Annotated in this window: 15 protein-coding genes and 2 riboswitches; of the genes, 11 read left to right on the top strand and 4 right to left on the bottom strand. The window is 69.7% G+C overall.

All coding sequences use genetic code 11. The annotated features are described in order from the left end of the window. Window positions 1–13: 13 nt before the first annotated feature. The 3 genes from glyA to gcvT form a co-directional block, all read right to left on the bottom strand. A complete protein-coding gene (gene glyA, locus ACZ42A_RS22595) occupies window positions 14–1,276 on the bottom strand; it encodes a serine hydroxymethyltransferase (protein WP_468529039.1) in 1,263 nt (420 codons plus the stop codon). Between the two features lie 14 nt (window positions 1,277–1,290). Then, window positions 1,291–1,668: a glycine cleavage system protein GcvH gene (gcvH, locus tag ACZ42A_RS22590; RefSeq protein ID WP_468529038.1), complete on the bottom strand. Its 378-nt coding sequence runs from the start codon at window positions 1,666–1,668 to the stop codon at window positions 1,291–1,293. A 109-nt stretch (window positions 1,669–1,777) separates the two neighbouring features. After that, window positions 1,778–2,905: a glycine cleavage system aminomethyltransferase GcvT gene (gene gcvT / locus ACZ42A_RS22585; RefSeq protein WP_468529037.1), complete on the bottom strand. Its 1,128-nt coding sequence runs from the start codon at window positions 2,903–2,905 to the stop codon at window positions 1,778–1,780. Between the two features lie 47 nt (window positions 2,906–2,952). Then, a riboswitch (glycine riboswitch) is annotated at window positions 2,953–3,077 on the bottom strand. A gap of 1 nt (window position 3,078) precedes the next feature. Next, window positions 3,079–3,178, bottom strand: a riboswitch (glycine riboswitch). Between the two features lie 178 nt (window positions 3,179–3,356). On the opposite strand from gcvT, the gene ACZ42A_RS22580 reads away from it, so the two are divergent. From ACZ42A_RS22580 to ACZ42A_RS22535, 10 genes are all read left to right on the top strand, one after another. After that, window positions 3,357–4,028: an AAA family ATPase gene (locus ACZ42A_RS22580; protein WP_468529036.1), complete on the top strand. Its 672-nt coding sequence runs from the start codon at window positions 3,357–3,359 to the stop codon at window positions 4,026–4,028. A gap of 80 nt (window positions 4,029–4,108) precedes the next feature. Continuing rightward, a complete protein-coding gene (locus ACZ42A_RS22575) occupies window positions 4,109–4,894 on the top strand; it encodes an enhanced serine sensitivity protein SseB (RefSeq protein WP_468529035.1) in 786 nt (261 codons plus the stop codon). A gap of 247 nt (window positions 4,895–5,141) precedes the next feature. After that, window positions 5,142–5,906, top strand: a complete 765-nt coding sequence (locus ACZ42A_RS22570; RefSeq protein ID WP_468529071.1) for an enhanced serine sensitivity protein SseB C-terminal domain-containing protein — start codon at window positions 5,142–5,144, stop codon at window positions 5,904–5,906. 339 nt (window positions 5,907–6,245) lie between these two features. Beyond that, window positions 6,246–7,253 (top strand): ABC transporter permease, encoded by a 1,008-nt coding sequence (locus ACZ42A_RS22565; RefSeq protein ID WP_468529034.1) that lies wholly within the window; start codon window positions 6,246–6,248, stop codon window positions 7,251–7,253. Window positions 7,254–7,323: 70 nt separating this feature from the next. Next, entirely contained in the window at window positions 7,324–9,123 is a 1,800-nt protein-coding gene (locus ACZ42A_RS22560) for an ABC transporter substrate-binding protein (RefSeq protein WP_468529033.1), read from the top strand. A 107-nt stretch (window positions 9,124–9,230) separates the two neighbouring features. Then, the gene (locus ACZ42A_RS22555; RefSeq protein WP_468529032.1) at window positions 9,231–10,229 is read left to right on the top strand and encodes an ABC transporter permease; all 999 of its coding nucleotides are present in this window, start codon (window positions 9,231–9,233) and stop codon (window positions 10,227–10,229) included. After that, complete coding sequence (locus ACZ42A_RS22550; protein ID WP_468529031.1) at window positions 10,226–11,323, top strand: ABC transporter ATP-binding protein; 1,098 nt, start codon at window positions 10,226–10,228, stop codon at window positions 11,321–11,323. The genes ACZ42A_RS22555 and ACZ42A_RS22550 overlap by 4 nt, the downstream gene beginning before the upstream one ends. Continuing rightward, a complete protein-coding gene (locus tag ACZ42A_RS22545; RefSeq protein ID WP_468529030.1) occupies window positions 11,320–12,471 on the top strand; it encodes an ABC transporter ATP-binding protein in 1,152 nt (383 codons plus the stop codon). Before ACZ42A_RS22550 ends, ACZ42A_RS22545 begins: the two co-directional genes overlap by 4 nt. Before the next feature lie 63 nt (window positions 12,472–12,534). Then, complete coding sequence (locus ACZ42A_RS22540) at window positions 12,535–13,212, top strand: trimeric intracellular cation channel family protein (RefSeq protein WP_468529029.1); 678 nt, start codon at window positions 12,535–12,537, stop codon at window positions 13,210–13,212. 25 nt (window positions 13,213–13,237) lie between these two features. After that, window positions 13,238–14,080, top strand: a complete 843-nt coding sequence (locus tag ACZ42A_RS22535) for a thioesterase family protein (protein WP_468529028.1) — start codon at window positions 13,238–13,240, stop codon at window positions 14,078–14,080. Window positions 14,081–14,097: 17 nt separating this feature from the next. On the opposite strand, the gene ACZ42A_RS22530 is transcribed toward ACZ42A_RS22535, so the two are convergent. Next, window positions 14,098–14,724: a TetR family transcriptional regulator gene (locus ACZ42A_RS22530; protein WP_468529027.1), complete on the bottom strand. Its 627-nt coding sequence runs from the start codon at window positions 14,722–14,724 to the stop codon at window positions 14,098–14,100. Between the two features lie 109 nt (window positions 14,725–14,833). On the opposite strand from ACZ42A_RS22530, the gene ACZ42A_RS22525 reads away from it, so the two are divergent. Further along, window positions 14,834–15,001, top strand: coding sequence for a hypothetical protein (locus ACZ42A_RS22525; protein ID WP_468529026.1), 168 nt, complete (start codon window positions 14,834–14,836; stop codon window positions 14,999–15,001).

Raw genomic sequence — 15,001 nt, 5'->3', positions numbered from 1 at the left:
CACGGGGTGGTGCTTACTTGCCGACGCTCGGGTAGAGCGGGTGCTTGTCCGCCAGGGCGGTGACCCTGGACTTGAGCGCCTCGACGTCGTAGGACGGCTTCAGCGCCTGTGCGATCACGTCCGCGACCTCACGGAAGTCCTCGGCCGTGAAGCCGCGGGTGGCGAGGGCGGGGGTGCCGATCCGCAGGCCGGACGTCACCATCGGCGGACGCGGGTCGTTCGGGACCGCGTTGCGGTTGACGGTGATGCCGACCTCGTGGAGACGGTCCTCGGCCTGCTGGCCGTCCAGCTCCGAGTCGCGCAGGTCGACCAGGATGAGGTGGACGTCGGTGCCGCCGGTCAGGACGTTGATCCCGGCCTCGCGGGCGTCCGGGGCGGTCAGCCGCTCGGCGAGGATCTGCGCGCCTTCCACTGTACGGCGCTGGCGCTCCTTGAAGTCCTCCGAGGCGGCGACCTTGAAGGAGACCGCCTTGGCCGCGATCACGTGCTCCAGGGGGCCGCCCTGGAAGCCCGGGAAGACGGAGGAGTTCAGCTTCTTCGCGAAGTCCTTCTTCGCCAGGATGATGCCGCCGCGCGGGCCGCCGAGCGTCTTGTGCGTGGTGGACGTCACGACGTCCGCGTACTCCACCGGGTTCGGGTGGAGACCGGCCGCGACGAGGCCCGCGAAGTGCGCCATGTCGACCCACAGGTACGCCTCGACCTCGTCGGCGATCCGGCGGAACTCGGCGAAGTCCAGCTGCCGCGGGTACGCCGACCAGCCCGCGATGATCACCTTCGGGCGGTGCTCCTTGGCGAGCCGCTCGACCTCGGCCATGTCGACCAGGCCGGACTCGTCCACGTGGTACGCGACCACGTCGAACTGCTTGCCGGAGAAGTTCAGCCGCATCCCGTGGGTGAGGTGGCCGCCGTGCGCCAGGTCCAGGCCCAGGATGGTGTCGCCGGGCTGGGCCAGGGCGAAGAGCGCCGCCTGGTTGGCGGAGGCGCCCGAGTGCGGCTGCACGTTGGCGTACTCGGCGCCGAACAGCTCCTTGACCCGGTCGATGGCGATCTGCTCGGCGACGTCGACGTGCTCGCAGCCGCCGTAGTAGCGGCGGCCGGGGTAGCCCTCGGCGTACTTGTTGGTGAGGACCGAGCCCTGGGCCTCCATGACCGCCAGCGGGGCGAAGTTCTCGGAGGCGATCATCTCCAGGGTGGACTGCTGGCGCTGCAGCTCGGCGTCGACCGCGGCGGCGACGTCCGGGTCGAGCTCGTGCAGGGGCGTGTTCAGGACGGACATACGTCTACGACTCCTCAGCCGGCGGAAAACTCGGTGTACTCGTCGGCGGAGAGCAGGTCGGCCGGCTCCTCCGCGACGCGTACCTTGAACAGCCAGCCGCCCTCGAAGGGGGCGGAGTTCACCAGCGACGGGTCGTTGACGACGTCCTCGTTGACCTCGGTGACCTCGCCGGTCACCGGGGAGTACAGGTCGCTGACCGACTTGGTCGACTCCAGTTCGCCGCAGGTCTCGCCCGCGGACACCGTGTCACCGACCTCGGGGAGCTGCACGAAGACGACATCGCCGAGCGCGTTGGCCGCGTGCTCCGTGATGCCGACCGTCGCGACGCCGTCCTCGGCGGCCGACAGCCACTCGTGCTCCTTGCTGTAGCGCAGCTGCTGGGGGTTGCTCATGGCCTGAATTCTCCTGTACGCGGGGGAGTGGTGATGAATGGGGGACTGCCGGAACCGTGCGTGAGCAGCACAGATGTGCGCGGCGTCACGTCGGAACTGCGCTCGGTGGCTACTTCTGGCGCTTGTAGAAGGGGAGCGCGACGACCTCGTACGGCTCGTGACTGCCCCTGATGTCCACGCCGACACCGGGGGTGCCCGGTGCGGCGTGCGCGGCGTCGACGTAGGCCATGGCGATCGGCTTGCCCAGCGTCGGGGAGGGCGCCCCGGAGGTGACCTCGCCGATCACCTCGCCGCCGGCGACCACGGCGTACCCGGCGCGCGGGACGCGGCGGCCCTCGGCGATCAGCCCGACCAGCACGCGCGGCGGGTTCTGCTCGGCGCGCGCGGCGGCCTCGGCGAGCGCCTCGCGGCCGACGAAGTCACCCTCCTTGTCGAACTTGACCACTCGGCCGAGCCCGGCGTCGAAGGGAGTGAGGGACGTGCTCAGCTCGTGCCCGTACAGCGGCATGCCCGCCTCCAGGCGCAGGGTGTCCCGGCAGGACAGACCGCACGGGACCAGGCCCGCGCCCTCGCCCGCCTTGGTCAGCGCCTGCCACAGCTCCACGGCGTGCTCCGGCTTCACGAACAGCTCGAAGCCGTCCTCGCCGGTGTAGCCCGTGCGGGCGATCAGCGCGGGGACGCCGGCGACGGTGCCGGGCAGCCCGGCGTAGTACTTGAGGCCGTCGAGGTCGGCGTCGGTGAGGCTCTTGACGATCTCCGGGGACGCCGGGCCCTGGACGGCGATGAGGGCGTAGGCGTCCCGGTCGTCGCGCACCTCGGCGTCGAAGCCGGCGGCGCGCTCGGTGAGCGCGTCGAGCACGATCTGGGCGTTGGAGGCGTTGGCGACGACCATGTACTCGGTCTCGGCCAGGCGGTAGACGATCAGGTCGTCGAGGATGCCGCCGTCCTCCTGGCAGATCATGGTGTAGCGGGCCCGCCCCACGCCGACGGAGGCGATGTTGCCGACCAGGGCATAGTTGAGGAGGGCGGCGGCCTGGGGCCCGGTCACGGTGATCTCGCCCATGTGGGAGAGATCGAAGAGCCCGGCCCTGGTGCGCACGGCGTTGTGCTCGTCGCGCTCGGAGCCGTAGCGCAGCGGCATGTCCCAGCCGGCGAAGTCGGTCATCGTCGCGCCCAGCGACCGATGCAGGGCATCGAGCGCGGTGCGGCGCTTCTCTGAGGATTCGGTACTGCTCATCGGTCGGTCGTCTCCCAGGGCATGAACGCATGACGGGCGAGGAAAGGTCCTCCCCATCTGTCATCGGAACCTGAGAGGTTCGCCACGACCGCCACAGGGACGATCACGGCTTGCACCTTGGGTGGAGCCACGCCTCTTCCGGAGGAAGGGGGCGGCCCGCTTTTCAGATGTGCCTCGCCCGCGCGGTAACGGGGCCTGAGAGATTCAAGGGAGGGACTTGCTCCTTCGGCGCCCCGGCGACACGGCTGCCGGGGACTCTCCCGCGCGGATTCAAACGGCCGGTATGCAGTTGGCGCGGACATCATTGCACGCCGGGCCGGATCGTGGCAGACCGCATCTGTAACCGCTCTGTGGCGGTACGAGTACGAAAACACGAGACATCTCGAATTACCTTCTCTTTACACTCGACGGGCATGGGAACACGTGAACCGCCCCAGGGAGGACGATCACGGTGAACAGGACCACGGCGTACGCGACCACCACCGGCATCGCGGTGCCCCGGCAGCCGGCCGTCCCGGCCGGGGAGGCGTGCGCCCCGCTGCCGTCCCCCGTCGTCCGCGACCTGCGCGAGCGCGCCGGCCGCAGCCCGCGCGCCCTGCTCTTCGGGCCCAAGGACCTCGCCGTGGTCACGGGCCTGCCCGGCAGCGGCAAGTCGACGCTGATGCGCCGCACGGTGCGCGGCGCCCGGCGCGTCGACTCCCAGGACACCCGCGACCGCTGGGACCGCCGCATGCCGCCCTGGCTGCCCTACGCGGTCTACCGCCCCCTGGTCCGCCTCGCCCACTACGCCGGGCTGCGGCGCGCCCTGCGCACCGGCGAGGGCGTCGTCGTCCACGACTGCGGCACGCAGGCCTGGGTGCGCCGCTGGCTGGCCCGCGAGGCGGCCCGCCGCGGCGGCACCCTCCACCTGCTCCTCCTCGACGTCACCCCCGAACAGGCCCTCGCCGGCCAGCGCGCCCGCGGCCGCGGCGTCTCCCGCTACGCCTTCCTCCGCCACCGCACCGCCGCCACCCGCCTCCTCCACGCCGTGGAACACGGCGACCTGCCCCGCGGCTGCGCCTCGGCGGTCCTCCTGGACCGGGACGCGGCGGACACGCTGCACCGGATCGGCTTCACGGGCTGAGGGCGGGGGCTTCGGGGGGCTTCGGGGCAACCGTTAGCCTGGGCGGTCCCAAGCAGTGGTTCGAAGCAGGCGGTAGGCAGATGGACTTCCCGGCGGACTTCTCCGCGGACTTCCCGGCGCACCCCCAGGCGCACGGCGGCTGGCCCGGCAACGAGCTGGAGGAGGTGCTGTCCGCCGCCCTCGGCGCGGGCCCCGCGGCCGGCGGGCGCGTCCTCGAGGTTCTGGGCCGCAGCTTCGTCTGGGTCCCGCTGCCCAGCGGCGGCGGGCCCGAGAGCGGCTCCCTCGACCTGCCCGGCATGGAGATCGACGGCCAGGCCTACGTCCCGGTGTTCAGCTCCGAGGAACAGTTCCGCCAGGTCGCCGGCGCCCACATGTCGTACACCATCGCCCCCGCCGTCGAGTTCGCCCGCGGTCTGCCCCCGCAGGCCGGCATCGCCCTGAACCCCGGCGGCGTCGTCGGCATCCCGCTGCCCCCGCCCGCCGTCGCCGAACTCTGCCGGGTCGGCCGTACCCCGCTGGACGGCCCGAACTCCGGCGGCCGGGTGCGTCTCTTCGAACCCGACTGGCAGGACGACCCGGTCGACTTCCTCTCCGCCGCCTCCGCCGAGTTCGACGGCATCGGCGTCGTCCGGACGGCCCGCCGCTGCCTGGCCGCCATCGAGACCGCCGACCCCGTCATGTTCGTCGGCGTCGAACTCTCCCAGTGGGAGGGCGACCTGCGCACCCTCCCCATGGACGCCCTGGGCCGCGCCCTCGGCAAGGTCCCCGTCAAGTGGCCCGTCAACCTGGTCCTGCTCGACGTGGCGGAGGACCCGGTGGGCCACTGGATGCGCGAAAAGGTACGGCCCTTCTACACACGGGGGTAGGTGACCCACCCCAAGGGGCGCGGGGCTGTATCGATATGCGGCTCCGCCGCGATGGGGGTCCCCCCTGTTCGAGCGAAGCCGAGAACTTGGGGGAGCGACCGGCCACCAACAACCCGCACCCGCGAGACACCATCAAGACCGGACTCAGTAGGCACCCTTAAGCTAGGGGCACGACTCAAAAAGAGGGCGTTACACGAAGGGGCGTTGAAAAGTGAGCGCTGGCACGGCCGCCGCAGGCGTCGAGCACATGCTGCGCCAGGTCACCCCCGGCCGCTACGACGCCTACGAGGCACTGCTGCGCGCCCTCGCGACCCCTTCCTCCGGCCAGGTCTGGATGCTGCTGTGGCACGGCCAGGCCGGCAGCCCGGACGCCCAGTACGGGAACATGGAGGTCGACGGCTACGGCTACGCCCCCTGCGTCACCTCCGCCCAGGAGCTGTCCGCGAGCGGCTGGAACCGCAGCTACGAAGTGGTCGACGGCGTCGACGTGGCCCGCACGCTCTACCCCGACCACTACGGCCTCTGGCTGAACCCGCACGCTCCGGGCGGCGGCGTAGGCATCCCGTGGCTCGATCTGCGCCGTATCGCGACCGGCCTGGACCGCCAGCCCGCCGGCCCGCTGCGGCTCGCCGAGCCGACCATCGAGATCCCCGCGTTCTACGCCCTGCTGACCCAGAACGCCCACCGCACCCCGGCGGTCCGCTCGCTGCGCCGCGCCTGGGTGCAGCCCGCGCTCGGCGCGCCGTATCTCGCCATCGGACTGGATGTGTACGACACCTCCCCGGCCGCCGTCGACTCGGTGCGCGCGATGATGCAGCAGTCCATCGGCGCCGTACCGGACGGCCTGCCGGTGTCGACGGTCGCGATGTCCGACGAGTACGACCCGGTCGCGATGTGGCTGCGCGCCCACGCCCGCCCGTTCTACGACCGGGAGGCGCACGCCGCCCCGGCGCAGGCCCCGGCGGCCGGCTACGGCTACCCGCCGGTTCCGCCGGTCCAGGGCCGGTACTGACCGGACCCCCGGCCCGCGTCCGGATCCCGGTCAGGTCCGGACCACCCCGTTCTCTTCGCGCGTAGACGTGGGACGAAAACACCCACCCTGTCCCTATTGTCCCAACTGGCCCCCGTCCGGCCCGCGTTACGCACTGTTCGGATAACGGAACCCGGCAGACAGCATCACGGTTACGCATCCATTCACCGTCAAGTCTGGCAACAGATCGCCAAAGCGTTGAAGACTCCCGCTCCAAGGGGAGTTCGCCCGGGTGTTCGCCCCTGTGTACGACGGACTGATCACGCCGCTACAGCGGCAAGTGCGGGCCGGCTACCGCCGGTTGAGAGGGGTCCCTGCCAGATGACGGCACCATTGCACGAGCCGACCGCGGAAGCGGCTCCGAGTGCGGCCGAGGAAGCGGCGCAGGTCGGCGGCGACGCGAAGGCCGTACAGGGGCGCTCCCTGGGCCGGATCGCCTGGGAGCGGCTCAAGCGCGACAAACTGGCCCTCGCGGGCGGCATCGTGGTGCTCTTCCTGATCCTGGTCGCCGTGCTCGCGCCGGTGATCACCGGCCTGGCCGGACAGGACCCCGAGGCCCACCACGAGGACCTCATCGACCCGCTGTTCGGCACCCCGGTCGGGTCGTTCGGCGGGATCAGCGGCGAGCACTGGCTCGGCGTGGAACCGGTCAACGGCCGCGACATCTTCGCCCGGATCGTCTACGGCGCCCAGATCTCGCTGCTCGTCGGCTTCCTGTCGGCGATCGTGGCCGTCGTCCTCGGCACCGTCCTCGGCATCCTCGCCGGCTTCTTCGGCGGCTGGGTCGACACCGTCATCAGCCGGGTCATGGACGGCCTGCTGGCCTTCCCCCAGCTGCTGTTCATCATCGCGCTGGTCTCCGTCATGCCGAACGAGATGCTGGGACTGACCGGCACCGGCGTGCGCCTGTTCGTGATGATCCTGGTCATCGGCTTCTTCGGCTGGCCCTACATCGGACGCGTGGTACGCGGCCAGACGCTCTCGCTGCGCGAACGCGAGTACGTCGAGGCGGCCCGCTCGCTGGGCGCCGGGCGGTTCTACATCCTCTTCAAGGAGCTGCTGCCCAACCTGGTCGCGCCGATCATCGTGTACACGACGATGATGATCCCCACCAACATCCTCACCGAGGCGGCACTCAGCTTCCTGGGCGTCGGTGTCAAACCGCCGACGCCGTCCTGGGGGCAGATGCTCTCGAACGCGATCGACTACTACGACTCGGACCCCATGTACATGGTGATCCCGGGCGTGGCGATCTTCATCACCGTTCTTGCCTTCAACCTCTTCGGCGACGGCGTGCGCGACGCGCTCGACCCGAAGGGCTCGCGCTGAACTGCCGTACCGCAAGCGACCCGTGGCGCAAGGCACGGGGTCTCTCATCAATTCCGGAGGATCCGAGATCGTGACTACCCAACGCACCTCAGGGCGGCGCAAGCAGGCCATGGCCGCTGCCGCGGTGGTCGCCGCGCTGCTGACCACGGCGGCGTGCGGCGGCGGCGGTGGCAAGGACGGCAACGAGGGGTCGAAGAACGGCGCGGCCGGCTTCAACGCCGCGAACAACAAGGTCGCCCAGGCCGACCAGGCCAAGAAGGGCGGCACCCTGAAGTTCGCCGCCCCGCAGGACGCCGACTCGTGGGACACCACCCGCGGCTACTACGGCTTCATGTGGAACTTCGCGCGCTACTACAGCCGCCAGCTCGTCACGAACAAGACGGAGCCGGGCAAGGCCGGCACCGAGCTGACCCCGGACCTCGCCACCGGTCTCGCCAAGATCAGCGACGACGGCAAGACCTACACGTACACCCTGCGTGACGACATCACCTGGGAGGACGGCAAGCCGATCACCTCCAAGGACATCAAGTACGGCATCGAGCGCGTCTGGGCGCAGGACGTGCTGTCCGGCGGCCCGACGTACCTCAAGGAGGTGCTCGACCCCAAGGGCGAGTACAAGGGCCCGTACAAGGACAAGTCCGCGGACAAGCTCGGCCTGAAGGCCATCGAGACGCCGGACGACAAGACCATCGTCTTCAAGCTGCCCGAGGCCAACTCGGACTTCGAGGAGATGCTGGCGCTCATCTCGGCCTCCCCGGTCCGCCAGGACAAGGACACCAAGTCCAAGTACGGCCTGAAGCCGTTCTCCTCCGGCCCGTACAAGTTCGAGTCCTACAGCCCGGGCAAGGACCTGACGCTGGTCCGCAACACCGAGTGGAAGCAGTCCTCGGACCCGATCCGCAAGGCGTACCCGGACAAGATCACCGTCAAGTTCTTCTCGAACGCCAACGACCTGGACGCCCGTCTGATCGCCGGCGACTACGACCTGGACCTGGCCCAGACCAGCCTCTCCCCGCAGGGCCGCGCCACCGCCCTGAAGGAGCACAAGGCGAACCTGGACAACCCGGTCTCCGGCTACATCCGGTACGCGGCGCTCGCCCAGAACGTGAAGCCGTTCGACAACATCCACTGCCGCAAGGCGGTGCTCTACGGCGCCGACCACGTCTCGCTCCAGACCGCGCGCGGCGGCCCCGTCGCCGGCGGTGACATCGGCACCAACATGCTGCCCCCCGGCATCCCGGGCGGCGAGGGTCAGAAGTACGACCCGTACGGCATGGCCGGTGAGAACAAGAACGGCAACGTCGCCAAGGCCAAGGAAGAGCTGAAGGCCTGCGGCAAGCCCAACGGCTTCAAGACCACCATCGCGGTCCGCAACAACAAGCCCGCCGAGGTGGCCACCGCCGAGTCGCTCCAGGCGTCGCTGAAGAAGGTCGGCATCGAGGTCGAGATCGACCAGTACGACGGCGCGCAGAACTCCAGCGTCGTCGGCAGCCCTTCGAACGTGGAGAAGAAGGGCTACGGCATCATCATCATGGGCTGGGGCGCGGACTTCCCGTCCGTCCAGGGCTACGGCCTGCCGCTCTGGCACAGCAAGTACATCCTGGAGAGCGCCAACAACAACTACGCGCTCATCAACGACAAGACGATCGACGGCCTGTTCGGCGACTACGTCAAGACGCTGGACGAGGCCGAGAAGGTCAAGATCGCCACGGAGATCAACCACAAGGTGATGGAGGGCGCGTACTACCTGCCCTTCGTCTTCGAGCGGTTCCTCAACTGGCGCTCGGACCGACTGGCGAACGTCTACACCACCGACGCGTACAGCGGTATGTACGACTTCGTCAACCTCGGTCTGAAGAACACGAAGTAACCGGCACACCCGCCGTACGGCACGAAAGGCAGGTGAAGGCCGGCGCGGCGTGACCGCGGGCCCCGGACGACCTCCGGCGGCCCGCGGTCCGCGGCGGGCCGTTAGCTGTGCTCGCTTACCTCATCAGGCGGTTGTTCGCCGCCGCAGTGATGCTCGTGGTCATCGTCGTGGTGGTCTTCAGCATCTTCTTCCTCATCCCCAAGTGGGCGGGCGTCGACGTCGCCCTGAACTTCGTGGGCAAGCAGGCCGACCCCGCCGCCGTCGAGGGCGTGCGGGAGAAGCTGGGCCTCGGCGACCCGATCTACGCGCAGGTCTGGGAGTTCTTCAAGGGCATCTTCGTCGGCCGGACCTACGCCGGCGGCGGTGACATCACGCACTGCGCCGCGCCGTGCTTCGGCTACTCCTTCCGCAGCGAACAGGCCATCTGGCCGGTGCTGACCGACCGCTTCCCGGTGACCCTGGGCCTGGCGCTCGGCGCGGCCGTCCTGTGGCTGATCTTCGGCCTGGCCGCGGGTGTGCTCTCCGCCCTCAAGCGGGGCAGCTTCTGGGACCGCGGCGCGATGATCGTCGCCCTGGCGGGTGTCTCCCTTCCCATCTACTTCACCGGTCTGCTCAGCCTGGCGGTCTTCTCGTACGGACTGGGCTGGATCAACGGTGAGTTCGTTCCGCTGGAGGAGAGCTTCACCGGCTGGCTCGGCGGCATGATCCTGCCCTGGGTCACCCTGGCCTTCCTCTACGCGGCGATGTACGCCCGCATCACCCGCGCGACCATGCTGGAGATCCTCGGCGAGGACTACATCCGCACCGCGCGCGCCAAGGGTCTGCGGGAGCAGGTCGTCATCCGCAAGCACGCCATGCGCTCGACGATGACGCCCATCCTCACCATGCTCGGCATGGACCTCGGTGCCCTGATCGGCGGAGCGATCCTGACCGAGACGACGTTCTCCCTGCCCGGCCTCGGCCAGGCCGTGCTGAACGCGATCAAGAACCAGGACCTGCCCGTCATCCTCGGCGTCACCCTGATCACTTCTCTCGCGGTGCTCATCGCCAACCTCGTGGTGGACGTCCTGTACGCCGTGATCGACCCCCGAGTGAGGCTCGCATGACCGAACTCAGCAAGACCGGCGCGGCCGTGGGCGAGCCCACCACCTCCGGCGCCGCGCCGACCGCCTTCCTCGAAGTGCGCGACCTGAAGGTGCACTTCCCGACCGACGACGGCCTGGTCAAGTCCGTCGACGGGCTCAGCTTCCAGCTGGAGAAGGGCAAGACCCTCGGCATCGTGGGCGAGTCCGGCTCCGGCAAGTCGGTGACCTCGCTCGGCATCATGGGCCTGCACACGGCCGGCAACTACGGCAAGCGCAAGCCGCAGATCTCCGGCGAGATCTGGCTCAACGGCACCGAGCTGCTGTCCGCCCCGGCCGACGAGGTGCGCAAGCTGCGCGGCCGCGAGATGGCGATGATCTTCCAGGACCCGCTGTCCGCGCTGCACCCGTACTACACGATCGGCCAGCAGATCGTGGAGGCGTACCGGATCCACCACGACGTCGACAAGAAGACCGCCAAGCGCCGCGCGGTCGAGATGCTCGACCGGGTGGGCATCCCGCAGCCCGACAAGCGCGTCGACAACTACCCGCACGAGTTCTCCGGCGGTATGCGCCAGCGCGCGATGATCGCGATGTCGCTGGTCAACAACCCCGAACTGCTCATCGCGGACGAGCCGACCACCGCCCTGGACGTCACCGTGCAGGCACAGATCCTGGACCTGATCCGGGATCTGCAGAAGGAGTTCGGCTCGGCGGTCATCATCATCACCCACGACCTGGGCGTCGTCGCCGAGCTGGCCGACGACCTGCTGGTGATGTACGGCGGCCGGTGCGTGGAGCGCGGCCCCGCCGAGAAGGTGTTCTACGAGCCCCGCCACCCCTACACCTGGGGTCTGCTCGGCTCGATGCCGCGCCTGGACCGCGAGCAGCAGGAGCGGCTGATCCCGGTCAAGGGCTCCCCGCCCTCCCTCATCAACGTCCCGTCCGGCTGCGCCTTCAACCCCCGCTGCCCGTACGCCGACGTGCCCAAGGACAACGTCACCCGCACGGTCCGGCCCGAGCTGACCGAGGTCGGCAGCAAGCACTGGGCCGCCTGCCACATGACGCAGGAGCAGCGGGAGCGTATCTGGACCGAAGAGATTGCGCCGAAGCTGTGAGTGACGAGAAAGCGGTGACGATTCCCGCGCAGAGCGAGAGTGCCGACGCCGAGCGTGAGGTGCTGCTGAAGGTCACCGGCCTGCAGAAGCACTTCCCGATCAGGAAGGGCCTGCTCAAGCGGCAGGTCGGCGCGGTGCACGCGGTCGACGGCATCGACTTCGAGGTCCGGGCCGGCGAGACGCTGGGCGTCGTCGGCGAGTCCGGCTGCGGCAAGTCGACGATGGGCCGGCTGATCACCCGGCTCCTCGAGCCGACCGGCGGCAAGGTCGAGTTCGAGGGCAAGGACATCACGCACCTCGGGGTGGCGGGCATGCGTCCGCTGCGCCGCGATGTGCAGATGATCTTCCAGGACCCGTACTCGTCGCTGAACCCGCGCCACACCATCGGCACGATCATCGGCGCTCCCTTCCGGCTCCAGGGCGTCGAGCCCGAGGGCGGCATCAAGAAGGAAGTGCAGCGGCTGCTGTCGGTGGTCGGGCTCAACCCCGAGCACTACAACCGCTACCCGCACGAGTTCTCCGGCGGCCAGCGCCAGCGCATCGGCATCGCCCGCGCGCTCGCGCTCAACCCGAAGCTGGTCGTGGCCGACGAGCCGGTGTCCGCGCTGGACGTGTCGATCCAGGCCCAGGTGGTGAACCTGCTGGACGACCTCCAGGAGGAGCTGGGCCTGACCTATGTGATCATCGCGCACGACCTCTCGGTGGTCCGGCACGTCTCGGACCGGATCGCGGTGATGTACCTCGGCAAGATCGTGGAGCTGGCCGACCGGGACCTGCTCTACAAGTCGCCGATGCACCCGTACACCAAGGCGCTGATGTCGGCGGTGCCGATCCCGGACCCGGCGCGCAAGAACGCCAAGAGCGAGCGCATCCTGCTCAAGGGCGACGTGCCCTCGCCGATCTCCCCGCCCAGCGGCTGCCGGTTCCACACCCGGTGCTGGAAGGCGACGGAGATCTGCAAGACGACCGAGCCGCCGCTGCTGGAGCTGCGCCCCGGTCAGCAGGTGGCCTGCCACCACCCGGAGAACTTCGCGGACCAGGCCCCGCAGGACACCGTCCTGCTGACCGCCGCCAAGGAGGCGGGGGAGCTGGTGCCGGACGCGGTCAAGAAGGAGACCGCCGAGGGCGAGGAGTCCTCGGACAAGTAACCGTCAATGGCTGTGGGCCTTGCTTTGCAAGGCCCACAGCCATTTCTGGGCGAGAATGTTCGAGTGCTCCAGCAACTGTTCACCCCGTCCGTCCAGCACACCCTGGATCTGATCGGCATCTTCGTCTTCGCGATCTCCGGTGCCCTGCTGGCCGTCCGCAAGAACTTCGACGTCTTCGGCATCGCCGTCCTCGCCGAGGTCACCGCGCTGGGCGGCGGACTCTTCCGTGACCTGATCATCGGCGCCGTACCGCCGGCCGCCTTCACGGACCTGGGGTACTTCCTCACCCCGCTGCTCGCCGCGCTCCTCGTCTTCTTCCTCCATCCGCAGGTGGAGCGCATCCAGACCGGGGTGAACGTCTTCGACGCCGCCGGGCTCGGCCTGTTCTGCGTCTCCGGGACCATAAAGGCGTACGAGTACGGCCTGGGCCTGACCTCCTCGGCGGCCCTCGGCCTCGCCACCGCGGTCGGCGGCGGTGTGCTGCGCGACGTCCTCGCCAACGAGGTGCCGTCGCTGCTGCGCTGGGACCGCGATCTGTACGCGGTGCCGGCGATGGTCGGCGCCACGATGGTGGTGCTGTGCATCCGCTTCGACGCGCTGACCACGGTGACGTCCGGGGCCGCCGTCGTCACCGCCTTCGTCCTGCGGCTGCTCGCGATGCGCTTCCACTGGCGGGCGCCGCGCGCGTGGAACCGGCGGTCGACGGTCCGCGAAGAGGACCCATCCAAAGCTACCGCTTAGTAATTTTCTGTTGTACCGTACCGCCATGGCTCAGGCATCCCAGGCGACGATCGGCGACAGCGAGTTCGACCGCGACACGGCCGTCACGCGCCGCGCGGAGGGCGTCTACGACATCGACCTCTCCGCCGGCTGGACCATCATCAACGCCGTCAACGGCGGCTATCTGCTGGCCGTCCTGGGCCGTGCCCTCGCGGACGCCCTGCCGCACCCCGACCCGTTCACCATCTCCGCGCACTACCTGACCGCCTCCCAGCCGGGCCCCGCGGTCGTCCGCACGGACGTGGTGCGCACCGGCCGCACCCTGTCGACCGGCCAGGCCTCCCTCTTCCAGTACGACGAGCAGGGCAACGAGGTCGAGCGGATCCGTGTCCTCGCCTCCTACGGCGACCTCGACACCCTCCCCGACGACGTGCGGACGACGGCGAAGCCGCCCGCGATCCCGCCGATCGACCAGTGCTTCGGCCCGGACGACGCGCCCGCCCCCGTCCCCGGCAGCTCCGCCATCACCGACCGGCTGATGCTCAAGCTCGACCCCGCCACCCTGGGCTGGGCGCTCGGCGCGCCCTCCGGCAAGGGCGAGATGCGGGCCTGGTTCGGGCTCAAGGACGGCCGCGACGCCGACCCCTTCTCCCTGCTGCTCGCGGTCGACGCGCTGCCGCCCACCGCCTTCGAACTCGGCCTCTCCGGCTGGGTGCCCACGGTCGAACTCACCGTCCACATCCGCTGCCGCCCGGCCCCCGGTCCGCTGCGCGTCTCCATCACCACCCGCAACCTCGCGGGCGGCTTCCTGGAGGAGGACGCGGAGGTCTGGGACAGTGCGGACCGCCTGGTGGCCCAGTCCCGCCAGCTGGCCCGGGCGCGCCTTTAGGCTCCCGTCCCGGGAGTTCACTCCCGCCAGTGCGCGCGGCCGACGCTGATCAGCCGGAGCTGGCGGGTGGCGAGCCGGGTGACGCGCCGGCGCTCCTCCTCGGGGGCGTCCAGGCTCTCCAGGAAGAGCGAAGCGGTGATGAGCATCTGGTCGACGTAGAGACCGGCGAGCATCGCCAGGTCGTCGTCGCTCCAGCCCTCGGACACCCGGTCCTTGGCCAGCTCGGCCTTCACCTCCTCGGTGAACCGGGCCAGTTGCTCCCGGATCGCCTCGCGCACCGGCTGCACCCCGCCGTGCCGTTCCCGGGCGATGAAACGGACGTGAGCGGGGTACGCGTCCACATGACGGGCGATCAACTCGACGGCGCGCGCGATGCGTTCCTCGTGGTCGTCCACCGCGGACACCGTCGTCCGGATCATCGGGTGCAGACTGCCCAGCGCCTCCTCGACCAGGGCCACGCCGAGATCCGCCGTGGAGCGGAAGTGCCGGTAGAAAGCGGTCGGGGCGACACCGACGGCGCGGGTGACCTCACGCAGGCCCAGACTGCTCAGGCTCTGCTCCTCCAGCAGCCGCAACGCCGCGTCCAGGAGCGCCTGCCGGGTCTTCTGCTTCTGGGCCTGCCGGATGCCGAGGGTGTGACTCATGCCATGCAGTTAACAACTGTTCTCCGTAATTGGAAAGGCCGGCGGCGCGTTAGACTCCAGAGTCAGTGAACAACTGTTTCCGCAACCGTTCACCGAGGGGGATCCCCCAATGCTCTTCCTGGTTGCCGCCCTTCTCCTGCTGGGCGTGGTCATGGGCACCGTCGCCCACGCGCCGCTCACCTTCTCCGTCGTTGCGGCCGCGGTGATCGCCGTCTGGCTCGCCGTCTTCGCCGTGCGCGAGCGCCACGCCCGCCGCCGTCACACACCGACCCACTGA

It is taken from the genome of Streptomyces sp. NPDC030838 (genome assembly GCF_055572035.1).
Note: the sequence above shows the minus strand (reverse complement) of the source record. Positions and strands in the feature narration are given on the sequence as shown.

What these genes read in the sequence shown, in the direction of transcription:
- gcvT (WP_468529037.1), bottom strand. Translation starts at nt 2,905, where the DNA reads ATGAGCAGTACCGAATCCTCAGAGAAGCGCCGCACCGCGCTCGATGCC.
- ACZ42A_RS22570 (WP_468529071.1), top strand. Translation starts at nt 5,142, where the DNA reads ATGCTGCGCCAGGTCACCCCCGGCCGCTACGACGCCTACGAGGCACTG.
- ACZ42A_RS22550 (WP_468529031.1), top strand. Translation starts at nt 10,226, where the DNA reads ATGACCGAACTCAGCAAGACCGGCGCGGCCGTGGGCGAGCCCACCACC.
- gcvH (WP_468529038.1), bottom strand. Translation starts at nt 1,668, where the DNA reads ATGAGCAACCCCCAGCAGCTGCGCTACAGCAAGGAGCACGAGTGGCTG.
- ACZ42A_RS22530 (WP_468529027.1), bottom strand. Translation starts at nt 14,724, where the DNA reads ATGAGTCACACCCTCGGCATCCGGCAGGCCCAGAAGCAGAAGACCCGG.
- ACZ42A_RS22565 (WP_468529034.1), top strand. Translation starts at nt 6,246, where the DNA reads ATGACGGCACCATTGCACGAGCCGACCGCGGAAGCGGCTCCGAGTGCG.
- ACZ42A_RS22525 (WP_468529026.1), top strand. Translation starts at nt 14,834, where the DNA reads ATGCTCTTCCTGGTTGCCGCCCTTCTCCTGCTGGGCGTGGTCATGGGC.
- ACZ42A_RS22575 (WP_468529035.1), top strand. Translation starts at nt 4,109, where the DNA reads ATGGACTTCCCGGCGGACTTCTCCGCGGACTTCCCGGCGCACCCCCAG.
- ACZ42A_RS22535 (WP_468529028.1), top strand. Translation starts at nt 13,238, where the DNA reads ATGGCTCAGGCATCCCAGGCGACGATCGGCGACAGCGAGTTCGACCGC.
- glyA (WP_468529039.1), bottom strand. Translation starts at nt 1,276, where the DNA reads ATGTCCGTCCTGAACACGCCCCTGCACGAGCTCGACCCGGACGTCGCC.